Origin of the sequence: Thioalkalivibrio sp. AKL6 (assembly GCF_000376905.1) — a bacterium.
Classification (GTDB): domain Bacteria; phylum Pseudomonadota; class Gammaproteobacteria; order Ectothiorhodospirales; family Ectothiorhodospiraceae; genus Thioalkalivibrio; species Thioalkalivibrio versutus.
In genome coordinates this window covers 326716-341010 of the sequence record NZ_AQXS01000010.1, presented here as the reverse complement: position 1 = coordinate 341010, position 14295 = coordinate 326716, and the positions used below count along the sequence as shown (strand labels likewise).

The 14295-nt window shown below is 64.8% G+C and carries 15 protein-coding genes and 1 tRNA gene; 10 read left to right on the top strand and 6 right to left on the bottom strand.

The genetic code is table 11. From position 1 onward, the window contains the following. The first annotated feature begins 6 nt into the window (after positions 1 to 6). From D575_RS0109600 to galU, 4 genes are all read left to right on the top strand, one after another. Positions 7 to 1239 carry a tetratricopeptide repeat protein gene (locus D575_RS0109600; RefSeq protein WP_018145702.1) on the top strand — a complete coding sequence of 411 codons (1233 nt, stop codon included), beginning with the start codon at positions 7 to 9 and terminating at the stop codon, positions 1237 to 1239. Beyond that, positions 1236 to 1955 carry an orotidine-5'-phosphate decarboxylase gene (gene pyrF / locus D575_RS0109595; RefSeq protein ID WP_018145701.1) on the top strand — a complete coding sequence of 240 codons (720 nt, stop codon included), beginning with the start codon at positions 1236 to 1238 and terminating at the stop codon, positions 1953 to 1955. Before D575_RS0109600 ends, pyrF begins: the two co-directional genes overlap by 4 nt. A 99-nt stretch (positions 1956 to 2054) precedes the next feature. Next, positions 2055 to 2336 (top strand): ComEA family DNA-binding protein, encoded by a 282-nt coding sequence (locus D575_RS0109590; protein WP_018145700.1) that lies wholly within the window; start codon positions 2055 to 2057, stop codon positions 2334 to 2336. Between the two features lie 113 nt (positions 2337 to 2449). Then, the gene (gene galU / locus D575_RS0109585) at positions 2450 to 3328 is read left to right on the top strand and encodes a UTP--glucose-1-phosphate uridylyltransferase GalU (protein ID WP_018145699.1); all 879 of its coding nucleotides are present in this window, start codon (positions 2450 to 2452) and stop codon (positions 3326 to 3328) included. A 27-nt stretch (positions 3329 to 3355) separates the two neighbouring features. On the opposite strand, the gene D575_RS0109580 is transcribed toward galU, so the two are convergent. Genes D575_RS0109580 through hspQ form a run of 3 tightly spaced genes read right to left on the bottom strand, consistent with a single transcriptional unit; the run spans position 3356 to position 6092 of the window. Beyond that, complete coding sequence (locus D575_RS0109580) at positions 3356 to 4042, bottom strand: rhomboid family intramembrane serine protease (protein ID WP_018145698.1); 687 nt, start codon at positions 4040 to 4042, stop codon at positions 3356 to 3358. A gap of 22 nt (positions 4043 to 4064) precedes the next feature. Beyond that, positions 4065 to 5750 (bottom strand): dihydroxy-acid dehydratase, encoded by a 1686-nt coding sequence (gene ilvD, locus D575_RS0109575; RefSeq protein WP_018145697.1) that lies wholly within the window; start codon positions 5748 to 5750, stop codon positions 4065 to 4067. 21 nt (positions 5751 to 5771) lie between these two features. Continuing rightward, positions 5772 to 6092 carry a heat shock protein HspQ gene (gene hspQ / locus D575_RS0109570; protein WP_018145696.1) on the bottom strand — a complete coding sequence of 107 codons (321 nt, stop codon included), beginning with the start codon at positions 6090 to 6092 and terminating at the stop codon, positions 5772 to 5774. 142 nt (positions 6093 to 6234) lie between these two features. On the opposite strand from hspQ, the gene D575_RS0109565 reads away from it, so the two are divergent. After that, entirely contained in the window at positions 6235 to 6789 is a 555-nt protein-coding gene (locus D575_RS0109565; protein ID WP_018145695.1) for an NUDIX domain-containing protein, read from the top strand. A 22-nt stretch (positions 6790 to 6811) separates the two neighbouring features. Here D575_RS0109565 and D575_RS0109560 read toward each other — a convergent pair whose 3' ends face one another. Continuing rightward, a complete protein-coding gene (locus D575_RS0109560) occupies positions 6812 to 7483 on the bottom strand; it encodes an L-fuculose-phosphate aldolase (RefSeq protein WP_026182108.1) in 672 nt (223 codons plus the stop codon). 210 nt (positions 7484 to 7693) lie between these two features. On the opposite strand from D575_RS0109560, the gene D575_RS0109555 reads away from it, so the two are divergent. Both D575_RS0109555 and D575_RS0109550 read left to right on the top strand, forming a co-directional pair. After that, complete coding sequence (locus D575_RS0109555) at positions 7694 to 8161, top strand: cytochrome c (protein WP_018145693.1); 468 nt, start codon at positions 7694 to 7696, stop codon at positions 8159 to 8161. Positions 8162 to 8164: 3 nt separating this feature from the next. Further along, on the top strand, positions 8165 to 9082 hold the full coding sequence (locus tag D575_RS0109550) for a cytochrome c (RefSeq protein ID WP_018145692.1): 918 nt from the start codon (positions 8165 to 8167) through the stop codon (positions 9080 to 9082). Positions 9083 to 9147: 65 nt separating this feature from the next. Here D575_RS0109550 and D575_RS0109545 read toward each other — a convergent pair. Together D575_RS0109545 and D575_RS0109540 are read right to left on the bottom strand one after the other, a co-directional pair. Further along, positions 9148 to 9223 (bottom strand) — tRNA-Asn (locus D575_RS0109545). 83 nt (positions 9224 to 9306) lie between these two features. After that, positions 9307 to 10497: a pyridoxal phosphate-dependent aminotransferase gene (locus D575_RS0109540; protein ID WP_018145691.1), complete on the bottom strand. Its 1191-nt coding sequence runs from the start codon at positions 10495 to 10497 to the stop codon at positions 9307 to 9309. Positions 10498 to 10581: 84 nt separating this feature from the next. Between D575_RS0109540 and uvrB the strand changes: the two genes are divergently transcribed. The 3 genes from uvrB to D575_RS0109525 all read left to right on the top strand — a co-directional run bounded on the left by uvrB (position 10582) and on the right by D575_RS0109525 (position 14181). Next, positions 10582 to 12612: an excinuclease ABC subunit UvrB gene (uvrB, locus tag D575_RS0109535; protein ID WP_018145690.1), complete on the top strand. Its 2031-nt coding sequence runs from the start codon at positions 10582 to 10584 to the stop codon at positions 12610 to 12612. Positions 12613 to 12654: 42 nt separating this feature from the next. Then, complete coding sequence (nagZ, locus tag D575_RS0109530; RefSeq protein ID WP_018145689.1) at positions 12655 to 13698, top strand: beta-N-acetylhexosaminidase; 1044 nt, start codon at positions 12655 to 12657, stop codon at positions 13696 to 13698. A gap of 114 nt (positions 13699 to 13812) precedes the next feature. Then, complete coding sequence (locus tag D575_RS0109525; RefSeq protein WP_018145688.1) at positions 13813 to 14181, top strand: DsrE family protein; 369 nt, start codon at positions 13813 to 13815, stop codon at positions 14179 to 14181. The last annotated feature ends 114 nt before the right edge of the window (positions 14182 to 14295 follow it).

Below are 14295 nucleotides of genomic sequence, written 5' to 3'. Positions count from 1 at the left end.
TCGCTCATGATCGACGACTGGTTCTGGTTGCTGCTCCCTATTGCGGCTGCAAGTGGCTGGTGGCTCGCGCGTTACGGCGTGCCGGAAGACCGTGAGGAACGGGAGCCGTCACTGGATCGCTACCTGGAAGGTGTGCGCCACCTCCTCGACGACCGCACGGATGATGCCCTTCAGGCCTTCATCGAAATGGTGGAAGTCGATCACGAAACCTTCGAGACCCATGTGATCCTGGGCCGGCTCTTCCGGCGCCGGGGCGAGGTCGATCGCGCCATCCGTATCCATCAGAACCTGGTCGCGCGGCCCACGCTGCCCGCGGCGCAGCGGGCGCAGGCCCTGTGCGAACTGGGCGAGGATTTTCTCCTGGCTGGCGTATTGGATCGGGCGGAGGCAGTGTTTCGTGAATTGGCGGATTCGCCGCATCAGGCGGTCGCCGCACTGGAAGGCCTGCGTCAGGTCTACGAGACCCAGCGGGAATGGGAGCGTGCGATCGAGGTGGGCGACCGGCTGAAAGAACATGGGGTCGCGCACGAGCATCAGAGGATCGCGCATTATCATTGCGAACTGGCCCAGATCGCGCTGGACAAGGGTGACTGGGCAAGCGCCAGAGCGCGCGCGGAACAGGCCGAGGGCCTGGTGCCGGGGCTTTCGCGGGCACTGCTGATCCAGTCGGAGATCGCGGCACGCAAGGGCGAGATCCGCGAGGCGATCGGATTCGGACGCGATGCGGTGGCGCGTACCCCGCAGCTGGCGCCCTTGCTGGTACCGCGTATCGAGCGGTTGCATCAAGAGCTGCCTGGGGAGAATCGTCTGGGTCAGCTGGAGGAGCTCCTCGACGATCTCGCGCGCAACCGTGGGATCACGATGGCGCGCATTGCCCTGATGCGTCTTTACCGACGTACGGGCCGACTGGATGCCGCGCTGATGGAGCTGGGTTCGATCCTGGCACAGCGCCCGGTGCCGACCTCGGGATTGCTGGAGGCGGTGCGCTGGATGAAGATTCTCCCGGCGGTCCAGCAATACAGCACCGAGTTTGCGGCATTCGAGAAGGCCCTTGCGGACCAGCTCGGGAGCCAGCATCTGTACCAGTGCGTGAACTGTGGCTATCAAGGGCGTGCGCATGTGTGGCAATGCCCAAGCTGTCGTCGCTGGGATACGCTGCGCGGTCTCGACTTCGACATTGATCAAACGACGGAGGCCGCCGAAGAGGCGCTAATCCGCGAAGGGAGTCCCCGTTCATGAATCCGATTCCGGAACCAGCAACGCGCCTGATTGTGGCGCTCGATTTTTCCGAAGCCGAAGCCGCATTGGCGTTCGCCCGAAAGCTCGATCCAGCCCAGTGCGCGCTGAAGGTCGGGTTTGAGCTGTTCGTGGTCGCCGGGCCCGACCTGTTGCACCGTCTGCACGGCCTGGGTTTTCGCGTCTTTCTGGATCTGAAGTTCCACGACATCCCGAATACGGTGGCAGCGGCTTGTCGGGCCGCGGCGCGGACCGGTGTCTGGTTGATTAACGTGCATGCCAGCGGCGGTGAAGAGATGATGCGCGCCGCGCACGCGGCGGTGCGCGAGACGAATGATACGACGGCGCTTCTGGCCGTAACGGTGCTGACCTCCAGTGACGCCGGTACCTTGCGTGAGATCGGCGTGAATCGCGAACCGGCCGAGCAGGTGCGGCTGCTGGGTGAACTGGCGGTGCGCAAGGCGGGCCTGGAAGGGTTGGTCTGTTCGGCGCAGGAGGCCGCCATGCTGCGCCGCCTGCTCGGCGAGGAACCGTTGCTGGTAACGCCCGGAATTCGGCTGGAGGACGCGGGCGGGGACGATCAGAAGCGGGTGATGACCCCCGAACGGGCGATCTCGGCCGGGGCCAGCGCCATCGTGGTCGGCCGGCCGATCACGCGTGCCGCGGACCCGGGCATGGCCATGGAGGCCTTCATCACACGATTGGGGAAGAGGGAATGACGGCGTGGATTGGAGGGGTTTTCGCAGGGCATCAATCCCGCTAGGATGCCGTTGGTGCATGGATGCACCGATCGTTCAATGAAGATAAGGAGCGTTTTCATGAAGAAGCTTTTTCAATGCGCGAAGTGCTGGGCCCTGGCGGGCCTCTGCGTCCTGCCGTTGGTGATGGTTACGGCCTCGGGAGGCCAGCCGCTCAACGTGAATGGCGCATCCGCCGAAGAGCTGGCCGCGCTGGACAACGTCGGTCCGGTGAAGGCCCAGGCGATTGTGGAGCACCGCGAGGCACACGGTGAGTTCGCTTCGGTGCAGGCACTGACCGAGGTCTCCGGGATTGGTGAACGCACCGTGGAGATGAATCTCGACCGCATCGTCGTCGAGTAACGTTGTAGCGTAGTGGATGGCGGCGCGTGCTGCCATCCGGTTCCAGCCCCTGGTCAATGGGTCCGGCAGGACGCGTGGGCCAGGGGTTCGTTATTGAGCGCCCAGGAGATGGAATGAGCCAGAATCACCCCCCGATCCGTACCGCCGTGTTCCCGGTTGCCGGCATGGGTACGCGCTTTCTGCCGGCCACCAAGGCGAATCCGAAGGAGATGCTGCCGATCGTGGACAAGCCGCTGATCCAGTACGCAGCGGAGGAGGCGGTGGAAGCGGGGATCGAGACCCTGGTGTTCGTGACCGGGCGCAACAAGCGCTCCATTCCGGACCACTTCGACAAGGCTTACGAGCTGGAACACGAGCTGGAGGAGCGCGGCAAGACAGAACTCCTGGAGCAGGTGCGCAATATCGTTCCGCCGAACGTGACCTGTGTCTATGTGCGCCAGTCCGATGCGCTGGGTCTCGGCCACGCGGTGGCCTGCGCCCATCCGATTGTGCGTAACGAACCCTTTGCCGTGATCCTGGCGGACGACCTGATCGAGTCAAGTAATGGTGGGGCGACGCGGCAGATGGTCGAGCAATACGCCGAGCACGGGTGCAGCGTGCTCGGGGTGGAAGAAGTGCCGGGTGACCGCACACATCAGTACGGGATCATCGATCCAGTGAAGACCGGCCCGCGCAGCTGGGATGTGAAGGGGATCGTCGAGAAGCCCGATCCGGACCAGGCCCCGTCGAACGTGGCGGTGGTTGGGCGTTACATCCTGACCCCGAGAGTCTTCGAGATGCTGGCCACACAAAAGCCAGGGGCCGGCGGCGAGATCCAGCTGACCGATGCCATCGCGCGGTTGCTGGAGCTGGAGCGGGTAACGGCCTTCAACTTCGAGGGGCGCCGCTTCGATTGCGGTTCCAAGCTGGGCTATCTGGAGGCGACCGTGGAGCTCGCTCTAAACCACCCGGAGCTGAAAGACGACTTCGCCGAGTATCTCCGCAACCGCTAGGGAGACGCCGAGCCCCGGCGGGTCCTGTCACCACCAAAAACGGCGCTGACGCGGCCGGATCGGCAGGCGCCCGCGCCAGTACTGGATGAGCAGGAAGCCGAAGGCCATCCCGCCCAGATGAGCGAAATGCGCGATGCCGGCGAGCGTGCCGGAGATCCCCAGGTACAGCTCCAGCGCACCGTAGCCGATCACGAAATACTTGGCCTTGATCGGGATGGGCAGGAAGATCAGGAACAGGCGCTGGTTGGGGAACATCATCCCGAACGCGAGCAGAACCCCGAATACCCCGCCCGAGGCCCCGATGGTCGGGTAGATCATGTCACCGTTGCCGTGGGCAGTGATGACCAGCTGCACCAGCCCGGCGCCGATCACGCACACCAGAAAGTAGGTGCCGAAGGTGCGTGAACCCCACGCGTTCTCGATCTGCACGCCCAGCATCCATACGGCGAACAGGTTCACGAACAAATGGACTGGACCGCCGTGCAGAAAGCCGTAACTGACCAGCTGCCAGAGCTGGAAGTCGGGCACCCGCATCCAGCTGCCGTCCTGATGGACGGTGGCCGGCGTGCCGATGGGCCAGAGCCCGAAATGGGTGATCAACCAGTCACCCAGCCATGGCATGGTGAGGAACAGGCCCACGTTGGCGATCAGCAGGAAGCCGATCACCGGCGGCATCATGCTGAAGTCGGGGTGCCGGGGGTCCGGGTGTGTCATCGGACTCTTTTGCTCCCCGCCGTCAGGTGAAATCGTCGGTTACGGCACCGCGACTGGCCGAGCCCACGATACGCGAGTATTTCGCCAGGACCCCGCGGTCAAAGCGGGGCGTCGGCGGCTCCCAGGCCGCGCGGCGGTGTTCCAGTTCGGCTTCGTCGACCCGCAGCGTGAGCCGGTTTTCTCCGGCGTCGATCTCGATCGTATCCCCGTCCCGGACCAGCGCAATCGTGCCGCCGGTCGCCGCCTCGGGCGCGACATGTCCAACCACCATTCCGTACGTCCCGCCGGAGAAGCGCCCGTCGGTAATCAGACCAACGGAATCGCCCAGGCCCGCACCGATGATCGCGGCGGTCGGCGCGAGCATCTCGCGCATGCCGGGACCCCCACGCGGCCCCTCGTAGCGGATGACGAGGATATCGCCGGCCTGGATCTGGCCGTCGAGGATGGCATCCAGGCAGGCCTCCTCGGAGTCGAAGCAGCGCGCGGGGCCGGCGATGGCGGTCCGCTTGAGTCCGGTGATCTTGGCCACCGCACCCTCGGTCGCGAGATTGCCCTTGAGGATGGCCAGGTGCCCGTGTGGGTACAGCGGCCGCTCCAGCGGGCGGATGATTTCCTGATCCGGGGAGGGCGTATCGGGGATCTCCGCCAGGGTCTCGGCCAGGGTGGCCCCGGTAATCGTCAGGCACTCACCGTGCATCAGCCCGGCATTCAGGAGCATCTTCATCACCTGGGGCGTGCCGCCCACCGCATGGAACTGGGTGGTCACGTAGCGCCCGGAAGGCTTCAGGTCGCACAGCACGGGGACCTTGCGGCGGATGCGCTCGACGTCGTCGATGTCCAGGGGGACCTGGGCGGCATGCGCAATCGCCAGCAGGTGGAGTACTGCGTTGGTGGAGCCCCCGATGGCCATCACCACTGCGAGGGCGTTCTCGAAGGCCTCGCGGGTCAGGATGTCGCGCGGGCGCCGGTTCGCGTGGATGGCCTCTACCAGGACCTCGGCCGACCGGGCGGCCGAATCACCCTTCTCCGGGTCCTCGGCCGCCTGGGTGGACGAACCGGGGAGGCTCATGCCCATGGCCTCGAAGGCACTCGACATGGTATTGGCGGTGAACATGCCGCCGCAGGAGCCGGCGCCGGGGCAGGCGTTGCGTTCCACGCCCTGGAGGTCCTCGTCGGACAGATTGCCGGCACCATGCTGGCCCACGGCCTCGAAGGCGCTGACGATAGTCAGGTCCTGACCCTTGTAGTGCCCGGGCTTGATGGTTCCGCCGTAGACGAAGATGCCCGGCACGTTGAGACGGGCCAGGGCAATCATCGCCCCGGGCATGTTCTTGTCGCAGCCGCCGGTGGCGAGAATGCCGTCCAGGCTCTGGCCGTTGACTACGGTCTCGATGGCGTCGGCGATGACCTCGCGCGAGACCAGCGAGTACTTCATCCCCGGCGTCCCCATGGAGATGCCGTCGGAGATGGTGATGGTACCGAAGGTCTGCGGCATACCACCGGCCTCGCGCACCGCCTGTTCGGCGCGGGCGGCGAGGGCACCAATGCCCATGTTGCAGGGCGTGATCGTGCTGTGGGCGTTGGCAATGCCCACGATCGGGCGCTGAAAGTCGTCGTCGCCGAAGCCGACTGCGCGCAGCATGGCGCGGTTGGGCGTGCGGCGGGGGCCTTCGGTGACGACGCGGCTGCGGCGGTTGTCCTGTGCCATGGTCTTCCCTGCGGTTGTGGGTTAGTGGGCGCCGGGCTCGCCGTGGCGCGAGTAGCGGCCGTTCATGAAACGATCGAAGAACTGCCCGAGGGCGGGGTGTTCGACCTGTTCGCCGCGAGTATCCGGCTCCAGGTGGCGTTCGGCCACGTAGGTGCTGTGCGAATAGCCGTCCACCAGCACGTGATACCACGGCTGGTCCTTGGGGGGGCGGCTCTTGGCCACGGTTTCGTACCATTCGTCCGACCCGGCGTACACCGGATCCACATCGACGATCACACCCCGGTAATCGAACTTGGTATGGTGAATGAGCTCACCAACGGTAAAGCGCGTGCGTGTGGTCATGTTCGCCTCTGTCCTGCCTCGGTGCGCAAGCCTCTATTGTGGACCCCGGCCACCGGCGCGTGTTCGAGCTCGGCTCTCGGGTGCACCGCATGGCACTGTACGACTTTGTATTAAAAGCTATAACGCCCCTAACGGTACCGCCATGAGTCGCAATCAAAACAGGCTGGATGCCAGCTTCCATCACCATATCCCCGAAGGCGATGATCGCGAACGGCGTGTCTGCGACCATTGTGGCTTCGTTGACTACGAAAACCCGCGAATCATCGTCGGCAGCGTGGCCATCTGGGAAGACCGCGTATTGCTTTGCCGAAGGGCCATTCAGCCGCGTCGTGGTTTCTGGACCCTGCCGGCGGGGTTCATGGAAAAGGGGGAAAGCCCGGCCGAGGGGGCCCGCCGCGAGGCCTGGGAGGAGGCACGGGCCGATCTCGAAATCGAACAGTTGCTGGGCGTCTATAGCGTCCCGCACATCGGGCATGTGCAGATGATCTATCGGGCGCGCTTGCTGAGCGATGCGATTGCGCCGGGCCCTGAATCGGAAGAGGTCGGCCTGTTCCGATTCGATGAACTGCCGGAGGAGCGCGCCTTCCCGTCGGTGACCTGGGCCCTGCAGCACTATCTGGAAACCCGTGATCGCGCCGACTTCGCCCCGCGCTCGGCCCCGCTGGCCGATGGAGAAGGTGTCACCCCCGGTCTTTGAGGGTGGCGCGCTCCACGCGTGTCTATTTCCTGTCGCGCTGTGGCCCGTAGTGGCGAAACTTTTCCAGGACGCGATCCATCTCCGCGTCATCCAGCAATTGCGGCCCTCCGATCTGCAGGCTCAGCACATATTGCCGTGCCAGGAGTTCAACCTCCTCTGTCAGCCACAGGGCGCGCTCCAGGTCCGTCCCGGTGGCAATCATCCCGTGATTGGCCAGCAGACAGGCCGTGCGGTCCTGCAGGGCCGCCACCGCGAGCCGCGAGAGGGTCTCCGTTCCAAACGTGGCGTACGGGGCGCAGCGGATGGAGTTCCCGCCGGCGGCGGCGATCATGTAGTGCAGCGCGGGGATGTCGCGTCCCTGGATCGCCACGACACTGGCATGGACGGAATGGACATGGACGACCGCTCCCAGCTCTGGTCGCGCCTGCAGGATGGCGCGGTGGAAGTGCCACTCGCTCGAGGGCTTGCGGCCAGGCGCCCATTGTCCGTCTGCAGCGACATACACCAGGTCGTCCGGCTGTAACGCCTCGTACGGGATGCCAGAAGGCGTAATCAGCATGCCGTCGCCGAAGCGCGCGCTGATGTTGCCCGAGGTGCCCTGGTTGAGCCCCCGACGATTGGTCTCCAGGCCGGCGTTGATGATGGCCTGGCGAAGGCCGGTCTCGTCGGTCATGTGGGGGGAGTTCAGGGTCATCTTCTCGGAAGCGCTTGGGCGTAATGCGATTGTACCGGGTTCGCCCGGGAACCCCGCGCAGGGAATGTGGTCAATCGGGAAAAGCCCGCAATCGTGATGGGTAATCCATTTCGCTCATGGAAATGGGGCGGGCCCGCCGTTTATAGTGGCTTCGCATATCCGGTTCGCCAGATATCCGCGAAGTCTTGATTGTTACAGGGAGGAAGCACCATGAAGAACGTCGCACGCCTGATTACCGCCACCTCCGTGGCCGCCGCACTGACCTTGGGGTTGGGTGCCGGAAGTACCGTTCACGCATTCGATGAGCACGAGGCCACGATCGACTACCGCCAGGGTGTGATGCGCGCCATTGGTGGCAACGTGGGGGCCATTGCCGCCGTGGTGGTGGACGGAGCCGAGTTCGGCGACAACCTCGAGATGCATACCAGCCAGCTGGTAGCGCTGAGCCAGGACATCCCGGGCCTCTTCCCGGAGGGAAGCGACTTCCCGGACACCGATGCCAAGGAAGAGATCTGGGGCGACTGGGAGCGCTTCGAGGAGCTCTCCAATGACACCGTCGAGGCCGCCGAGGCCTTGCACGCAGCGGTGGAGGCCGGTGACGAAGACGAGTACGCCATCCGTTTCCGCAACCTCGGACAGTCCTGCCAGGCCTGCCACGACGACTTCCGCCGCGAGTGATCCATGGCGGCAGTGCGCAACAAGGGGCTGACAGCCTGTCTGTCAGCCCTTTTTCTGGCTGGGTCGGCGGCCACGGTGCAGGCAGGGGTGCAGATTGGCGAGCACGACCCGTCCGCGGGTACGGACGAGCAGATCGCCTACGGTGAGTACGTCTTGCGAGCCGGTGGCTGCGTGACCTGCCACACGGCAGAAGACGGGGAATTTCTGGCCGGCGGGCGTGCGATCGAGAGCCCGTTTGGTGCGTTCTATGGTCCGAACATCACCCCGGATGCGGAACACGGTATCGGGGGCTGGTCGGAGGAGGACTTCAAGCGCGCCCTGCTGGAGGGCCGCAGCCCGGACGGGCGCCACTACTATCCGGCCTTTCCGTATACGTCGTACACCCAGATGAAGCCGCGTGACGTGGAAGCCCTGTGGGCCTTTCTGCAATCCGAGGTGGAGCCCGTCGCTCGGGAAAACACCCCGCATGACCTGGTCTGGTATGCCCGGTTCCGGTCATCCCTGATGGGCTGGAAGTGGCTGCATTTCGAACCGGGCACCTTCGAGGCGGACCCCGACCAGTCGGACGAATGGAACCGTGGGGCCTACCTCGCCAACGCCCTTGGACACTGCATGGAGTGCCATACTCCGCGCACGCGGACCGGTGGTCTGGACCTCAAGCGCATTGGGGCCGGCGCCCGACTGCCCGACGGGGACGTTGCCTCCAATATCACCCCGGATCGCGAAACCGGCATCGGACGCTGGGGGGAGCGGCATATCGCGCGCTATCTGGAGATGGGCCTGACCCGTGACGGTGATTTTGCCGGCGGCGGCATGGCCGACGTGATCGATCACGGCACTGCCCATCTGACCGATGCCGATCGCCGCGCCATCGCGGTCTATATCGGTTCCCTGGAGCCCATCGAACACGATCCCGAGTAATCGGCACCGCCGTACGCACCACGAAAAAGGGCCAAGTCGCAATGACCTGGCCCTTTTCCTGTATCTGGCTCCCCGGGACGGGCTCGAACCGCCGACCTAGTGATTAACAGTCACCCGCTCTACCGACTGAGCTACCGGGGAATTGGGCGCAAATGCTAATGGGGCGGGGCGAGGGCGTCAAGGAAAATCTGGCCGCCCTTCGCGTTTTACCGCCGTTCGCGGCCTCAGCTGTGGTTGGCCACGAACTGGCGCAGGCGTTCCAGGGCCTTGTCGAGCTGATCGACGCTGGTGGCAAACGAGACGCGGACATGACCAGGGGCCCCGAAGGCGCTGCCCGGCACCAGAGCCACCCCCACCTCGTCCAGCAGCTGTTTGGTCAGGGCCACATCGGTATCGATGTCCGCGGCCTGCATCAATCCGGTGACGCGCGGGAAGCAGTAGAACGTACCGTCTGGCATCAGGCACTCGATGCCGTCGATGGCATTGAGGCCGTCCACCACACGACGTGCCCGCTCGGCAAAGGCGGAGCACATGGCGACCACGCAGTCCTGATCGCCATCGAGGGCGGCCTCGGCCCCGGCCTGGGCAATGGAAGTCGGGTTGGAGGTGCTTTGCGACTGGATCTTCTTCATCGCCGCGATCAGGTTCTTCGGTCCACCGGCGTAGCCGATACGCCAGCCGGTCATCGCGTACGCTTTGGAAACGCCGTTCAGGACCACGGTACGGTCCAGCAGGTCCGGGGCCACGTTGACGATGTTCACGAACGGCGTGGAGCCGAACAGGATGTGCTCGTACATGTCGTCGGTGGCGATGACGACGCGCGGATGGCGCCGCAGGACCTCGGCCAGTTCCGTCAGTTGCTCGGCCGAATAGGCGGCACCTGTGGGGTTGGAAGGGCTGTTCAGGAACACCAGGCGGGTGTTCGGGGTGATCGCCGCTTCCAGCTGTGCGCCGGTGATGCGGAAGCCGGCTTCCTGCTCGGCGCTGACGACCACCGGCCGGGCACCGGCGAGCAGGGCGATATCCGGGTAGGAGACCCAGTAGGGGGCGGGGATCACCACTTCGTCGCCCGGGTTCAGCAGGGCCTGGCAGAGGTTGAAGATGCTCTGCTTGCCGCCGGAGGAGACCAGGATCTGGTCGGGGGTGAACGTCAGGCCGTTGTCGCGATCGAACTTCCGAATGATGGCGGCCTTGAGACTGACCGTTCCGTCCACCGGAGTGTACTTGGTTTCTCCGCGGGCAAGCGCGTCGACCGCGGCCTGCTTGATATGCTCGGGGGTATCGAAATCCGGTTCTCCCGCCCCCAGCCCGACAATGTCCCGTCCCTCGGCTCGCAACTGGGCGGCCAGGGCGCTGACGGCGAGAGTGGGGGAGGGCTGGATGCGCTGGACGCGGTCGGAGAGCTCGATTTCCAAGGTGGGGCCTCTGTGTGATCGGGGCGAAGGGCCGCGCGGGCGGTCGGGTGCGAAATGATACTGAAATCAGGCGCGGAGGATAAGGTGCAGCCAGGCGAAGGCGAACAATTCCAGGTGGTGTCCGAATACCAGCCGGCTGGCGACCAGCCCGCGGCGATCGCGGCATTGACCGAAGGCCTCGAGGCGGGCCTGGCACATCAGGTCCTGCTCGGGGTCACCGGGTCGGGCAAGACGTTCACCATCGCCAATGTGATCGAGAATATCCAGCGCCCCACCATTATCCTGGCGCCAAACAAGACCCTGGCCGCCCAATTGTACGGGGAATTCAAGGAGTTTTTCCCGAACAACACGGTGGAGTATTTCGTTTCCTATTACGATTACTACCAGCCGGAGGCCTACGTCCCGTCCTCGGATACCTATATCGAGAAGGACGCGTCGATCAACGACCACATTGAGCAGATGCGCCTGTCGGCCACGCGTGCGTTGCTGGAGCGCCGCGATGCGATCATCGTGGCGTCGGTCTCCGCGATTTACGGCCTGGGTGATCCGCGCAAGTATCTTTCTATGGTGCTGCATCTGGAGCGCGGCGAGCGTATTGACCAGCGCGACTTGCTGCGGCGCCTGGCGGAGTTGCAGTACACCCGAAACGATGCGGAGCTGCGCCGTGCGACCTACCGCGTCCGCGGCGAAGTCATCGACATCCACCCGGCGGAGTCGGACATCGAGGCGGTGCGCATCGAGTTGTTCGACGACGAGGTGGAACGCCTGTCGTATTTCGACCCCCTGACCGGCGAACAGCTGCGCACCGTCCCGCGCCTGACGATCTACCCGAAGACCCACTACGTGACGCCGCGCGAAACCCTGTTGGGGGCGGTGGACCACATCCGCGACGAATTGAAGGAGCGCCTGGATTTTCTGCGCAAGGAAGACCGGCTGGTCGAAGCGCAGCGGCTGGAGCAACGCACGCTGTTCGATCTGGAGATGATCCTCGAGATTGGCTACTGCAACGGCATCGAGAACTACTCGCGCTACCTCTCCGGCCGCGCCCCGGGCGAGCCGCCACCGACCTTTTTCGACTACCTGCCCAAGGATGCGCTGTTGGTGATCGACGAGTCGCACGTGTCGGTCCCGCAGGTGGGCGGGATGTACAAGGGCGACCGTTCGCGCAAGGAGACGCTGGTCGAATACGGCTTTCGCCTGCCATCGGCGCTGGACAACCGGCCGCTGCGTTTCGAGGAGTTCGAGGCCTTGCAGCCGCAGACGATCTACGTCTCCGCCACCCCGGGGCCCTATGAGCGTGAGCATGCCGACGCGATCGTGGACCAGGTGGTGCGCCCGACCGGGTTGCTGGACCCGATCCTGGAGATCCGCCCGGCCGGTACCCAGGTGGACGACGCACTCTCCGAGATTCGCGATCGGGTCGAATGCAACGAGCGCGTCCTGATCACCACGCTGACCAAACGCATGGCCGAGGATCTGACGGATTACCTGTCCGAGCACGGGGTACGCGTGCGCTACCTGCACTCGGATATCGATACCGTCGAGCGCATGGAGATCATCCGCGACCTGCGCCTGGGCGAGTTCGATGTGCTGGTGGGGATCAACCTGCTGCGGGAAGGCCTGGACATGCCGGAGGTCTCGCTGGTGGCGATCCTGGATGCGGACAAGGAGGGCTTCCTGCGCTCCGACCGTTCGCTGATCCAGACGATCGGCCGCGCCGCGCGCAACGTCAACGGCAAGGCGATCCTGTACGCCGACAAGGTGACCGGATCCATGCGGCGCGCGATCGACGAGACCGAGCGCCGCCGGGCCAAGCAGATCGAGCACAATGAGGCCCACGGGATCACGCCCATGGGCATTCGCAAGAACGTCGCGGATATCCTGGAGGCGCGCAACGCGATGCCCGGCGCCGGTGGCCGACGAGGCCGGAAGGTGGCGGAGGAGGGCGCCGATTACGTGGGCGCGCCGGACAACGCGGCCAAGGAGATCGAACGCCTGGAAAAGGAGATGTTTGCCAAGGCCCGCGACCTCGAATTCGAGGAGGCCGCGCGCATTCGCAACCGCATCGAGAAGCTCAAGGCACTCGCCTTTCTCCCCGAAGCCTCGCTATCCTGAAAAGATGGCTCCCGCGGGAGCGCCGAATCGAGCCCCTGAGTGATGTCCAAGAACGACCCCTTGCCCCTGGGTCCGGTGATGCTCGATGTCGCCGGTACCGAACTGACTCCCGAAGACCGTGAACGCCTGCGTCATCCCGCCACCGGCGGCGTGATCCTGTTCGCCCGCAACGTCGGCACTGCGGAGCAGGTGAGCGCGCTGGTCGCCGCCATTCGCGCCGAGCGCCCCGGCATCCTGATTGCGGTGGACCAGGAGGGCGGACGGGTGCAACGGCTGCGCGATGGCTTCACCGCCATCCCGCCGATGCGTCAGTTGGGCCATGTCCACGATTACGACCGCAACAAGGCCTGCGAGCTCGCGCATGCGACCGGCGAACTTCTCGGGCGTGAGCTGCGCTCGGTGGACATCGACTTCAGCTTTACCCCGGTGCTGGATCGCGACCTCGACATCAGCGAGATCATCGGCGATCGTGCCTTCCATTATGACCCGGACGTGATCGCGCGCCTGGCCGGCGAGTTGATCCGGGGCCTGTCCGCGGCCGGCATGGCGGCCGTGGGCAAGCATTTCCCGGGTCACGGGGCTGTTGCCGCGGATTCGCATGTCGCCTTGCCGGTCGACGACCGTCCACTCTCCGAGATCGAGAATCAGGACCTGGAGGCGTTTCGCCCGGTGCTTGGGGAACTCGAGGCCATCATGCCGGCCCACGTCGTATACCCACAGGTGGATGAACATCCCGCGGGCTTCTCGCGCGTCTGGCTGCAGGACATCCTGCGCCGCGAACTGCGCTATCGCGGGGCGATCCTCAGCGACGACCTCGCCATGGCTGGGGCGGAGGGCATCGGCGGGCCCGCCGAGCGCGCTGCGGCCGCACGTGCGGCCGGCTGCGACATGGTGCTGATTTGCAACCAGCCGGAACAAGCCGACATCATCCTTGCCGCCCAGGCGGATCAGCCGCTGTCACCTGAATCGCGGCGCCGACTGGAACGCTTGCGCGCGCGCCCAGTGGAGCCTGATCCACAGCGTCTCGTCGCATTGCGCGCGCAGTTGACGCACTGGATTCAAGCCACCCAGATCGCCACGGCATAACCCCATGGAAAGGGCGCATTGGCACCCGCGTGCCGAGCCGCCTATAATGCGCCACCGGTTTGCATTTGAGCAGCTAGTAATATTCACACTCACCACTGAAGTTGGAGATCCAAAATGGCCGATAAGCTCATGATCGTCATGGTCAACACCGACCCGAGCAACGCTTCCGAACTGGGTGCCCCGTTCTTCCAGGCCACCGTGGCTGCCGCCATGGAATACGACGTTGAAATCGTGATGACCGGCCGTGCTGGCGAGCTCGCCAAGAAGGGCGTTGCCGAGAACCTGTTCGTGCAGGAAGGCTCCAGCAAGAGCGTCTACGACTTCATGAAGGACGCCCACGAAGCCGGCGTCGTAATGAAGGTCTGCACCCCGACGCTGGATCTGTGGGGCAACGACCTGATTCCGGAGATCGAAGAAACCGTGGGCGGCGCCTACGTCATCTCCGAAGCGATGGACGACGACACGGTCACCTTTACCTACTAAGGTTATCGACGTTCGTTTTCAGCCGGCCGGCCCTTGTGCCGGCCGGTTGCGTTTCCGGGCCCCGAAAAGGCGAGGCCAACCTTGCCGAATGTTCGACGCTCGGACATGATTTCC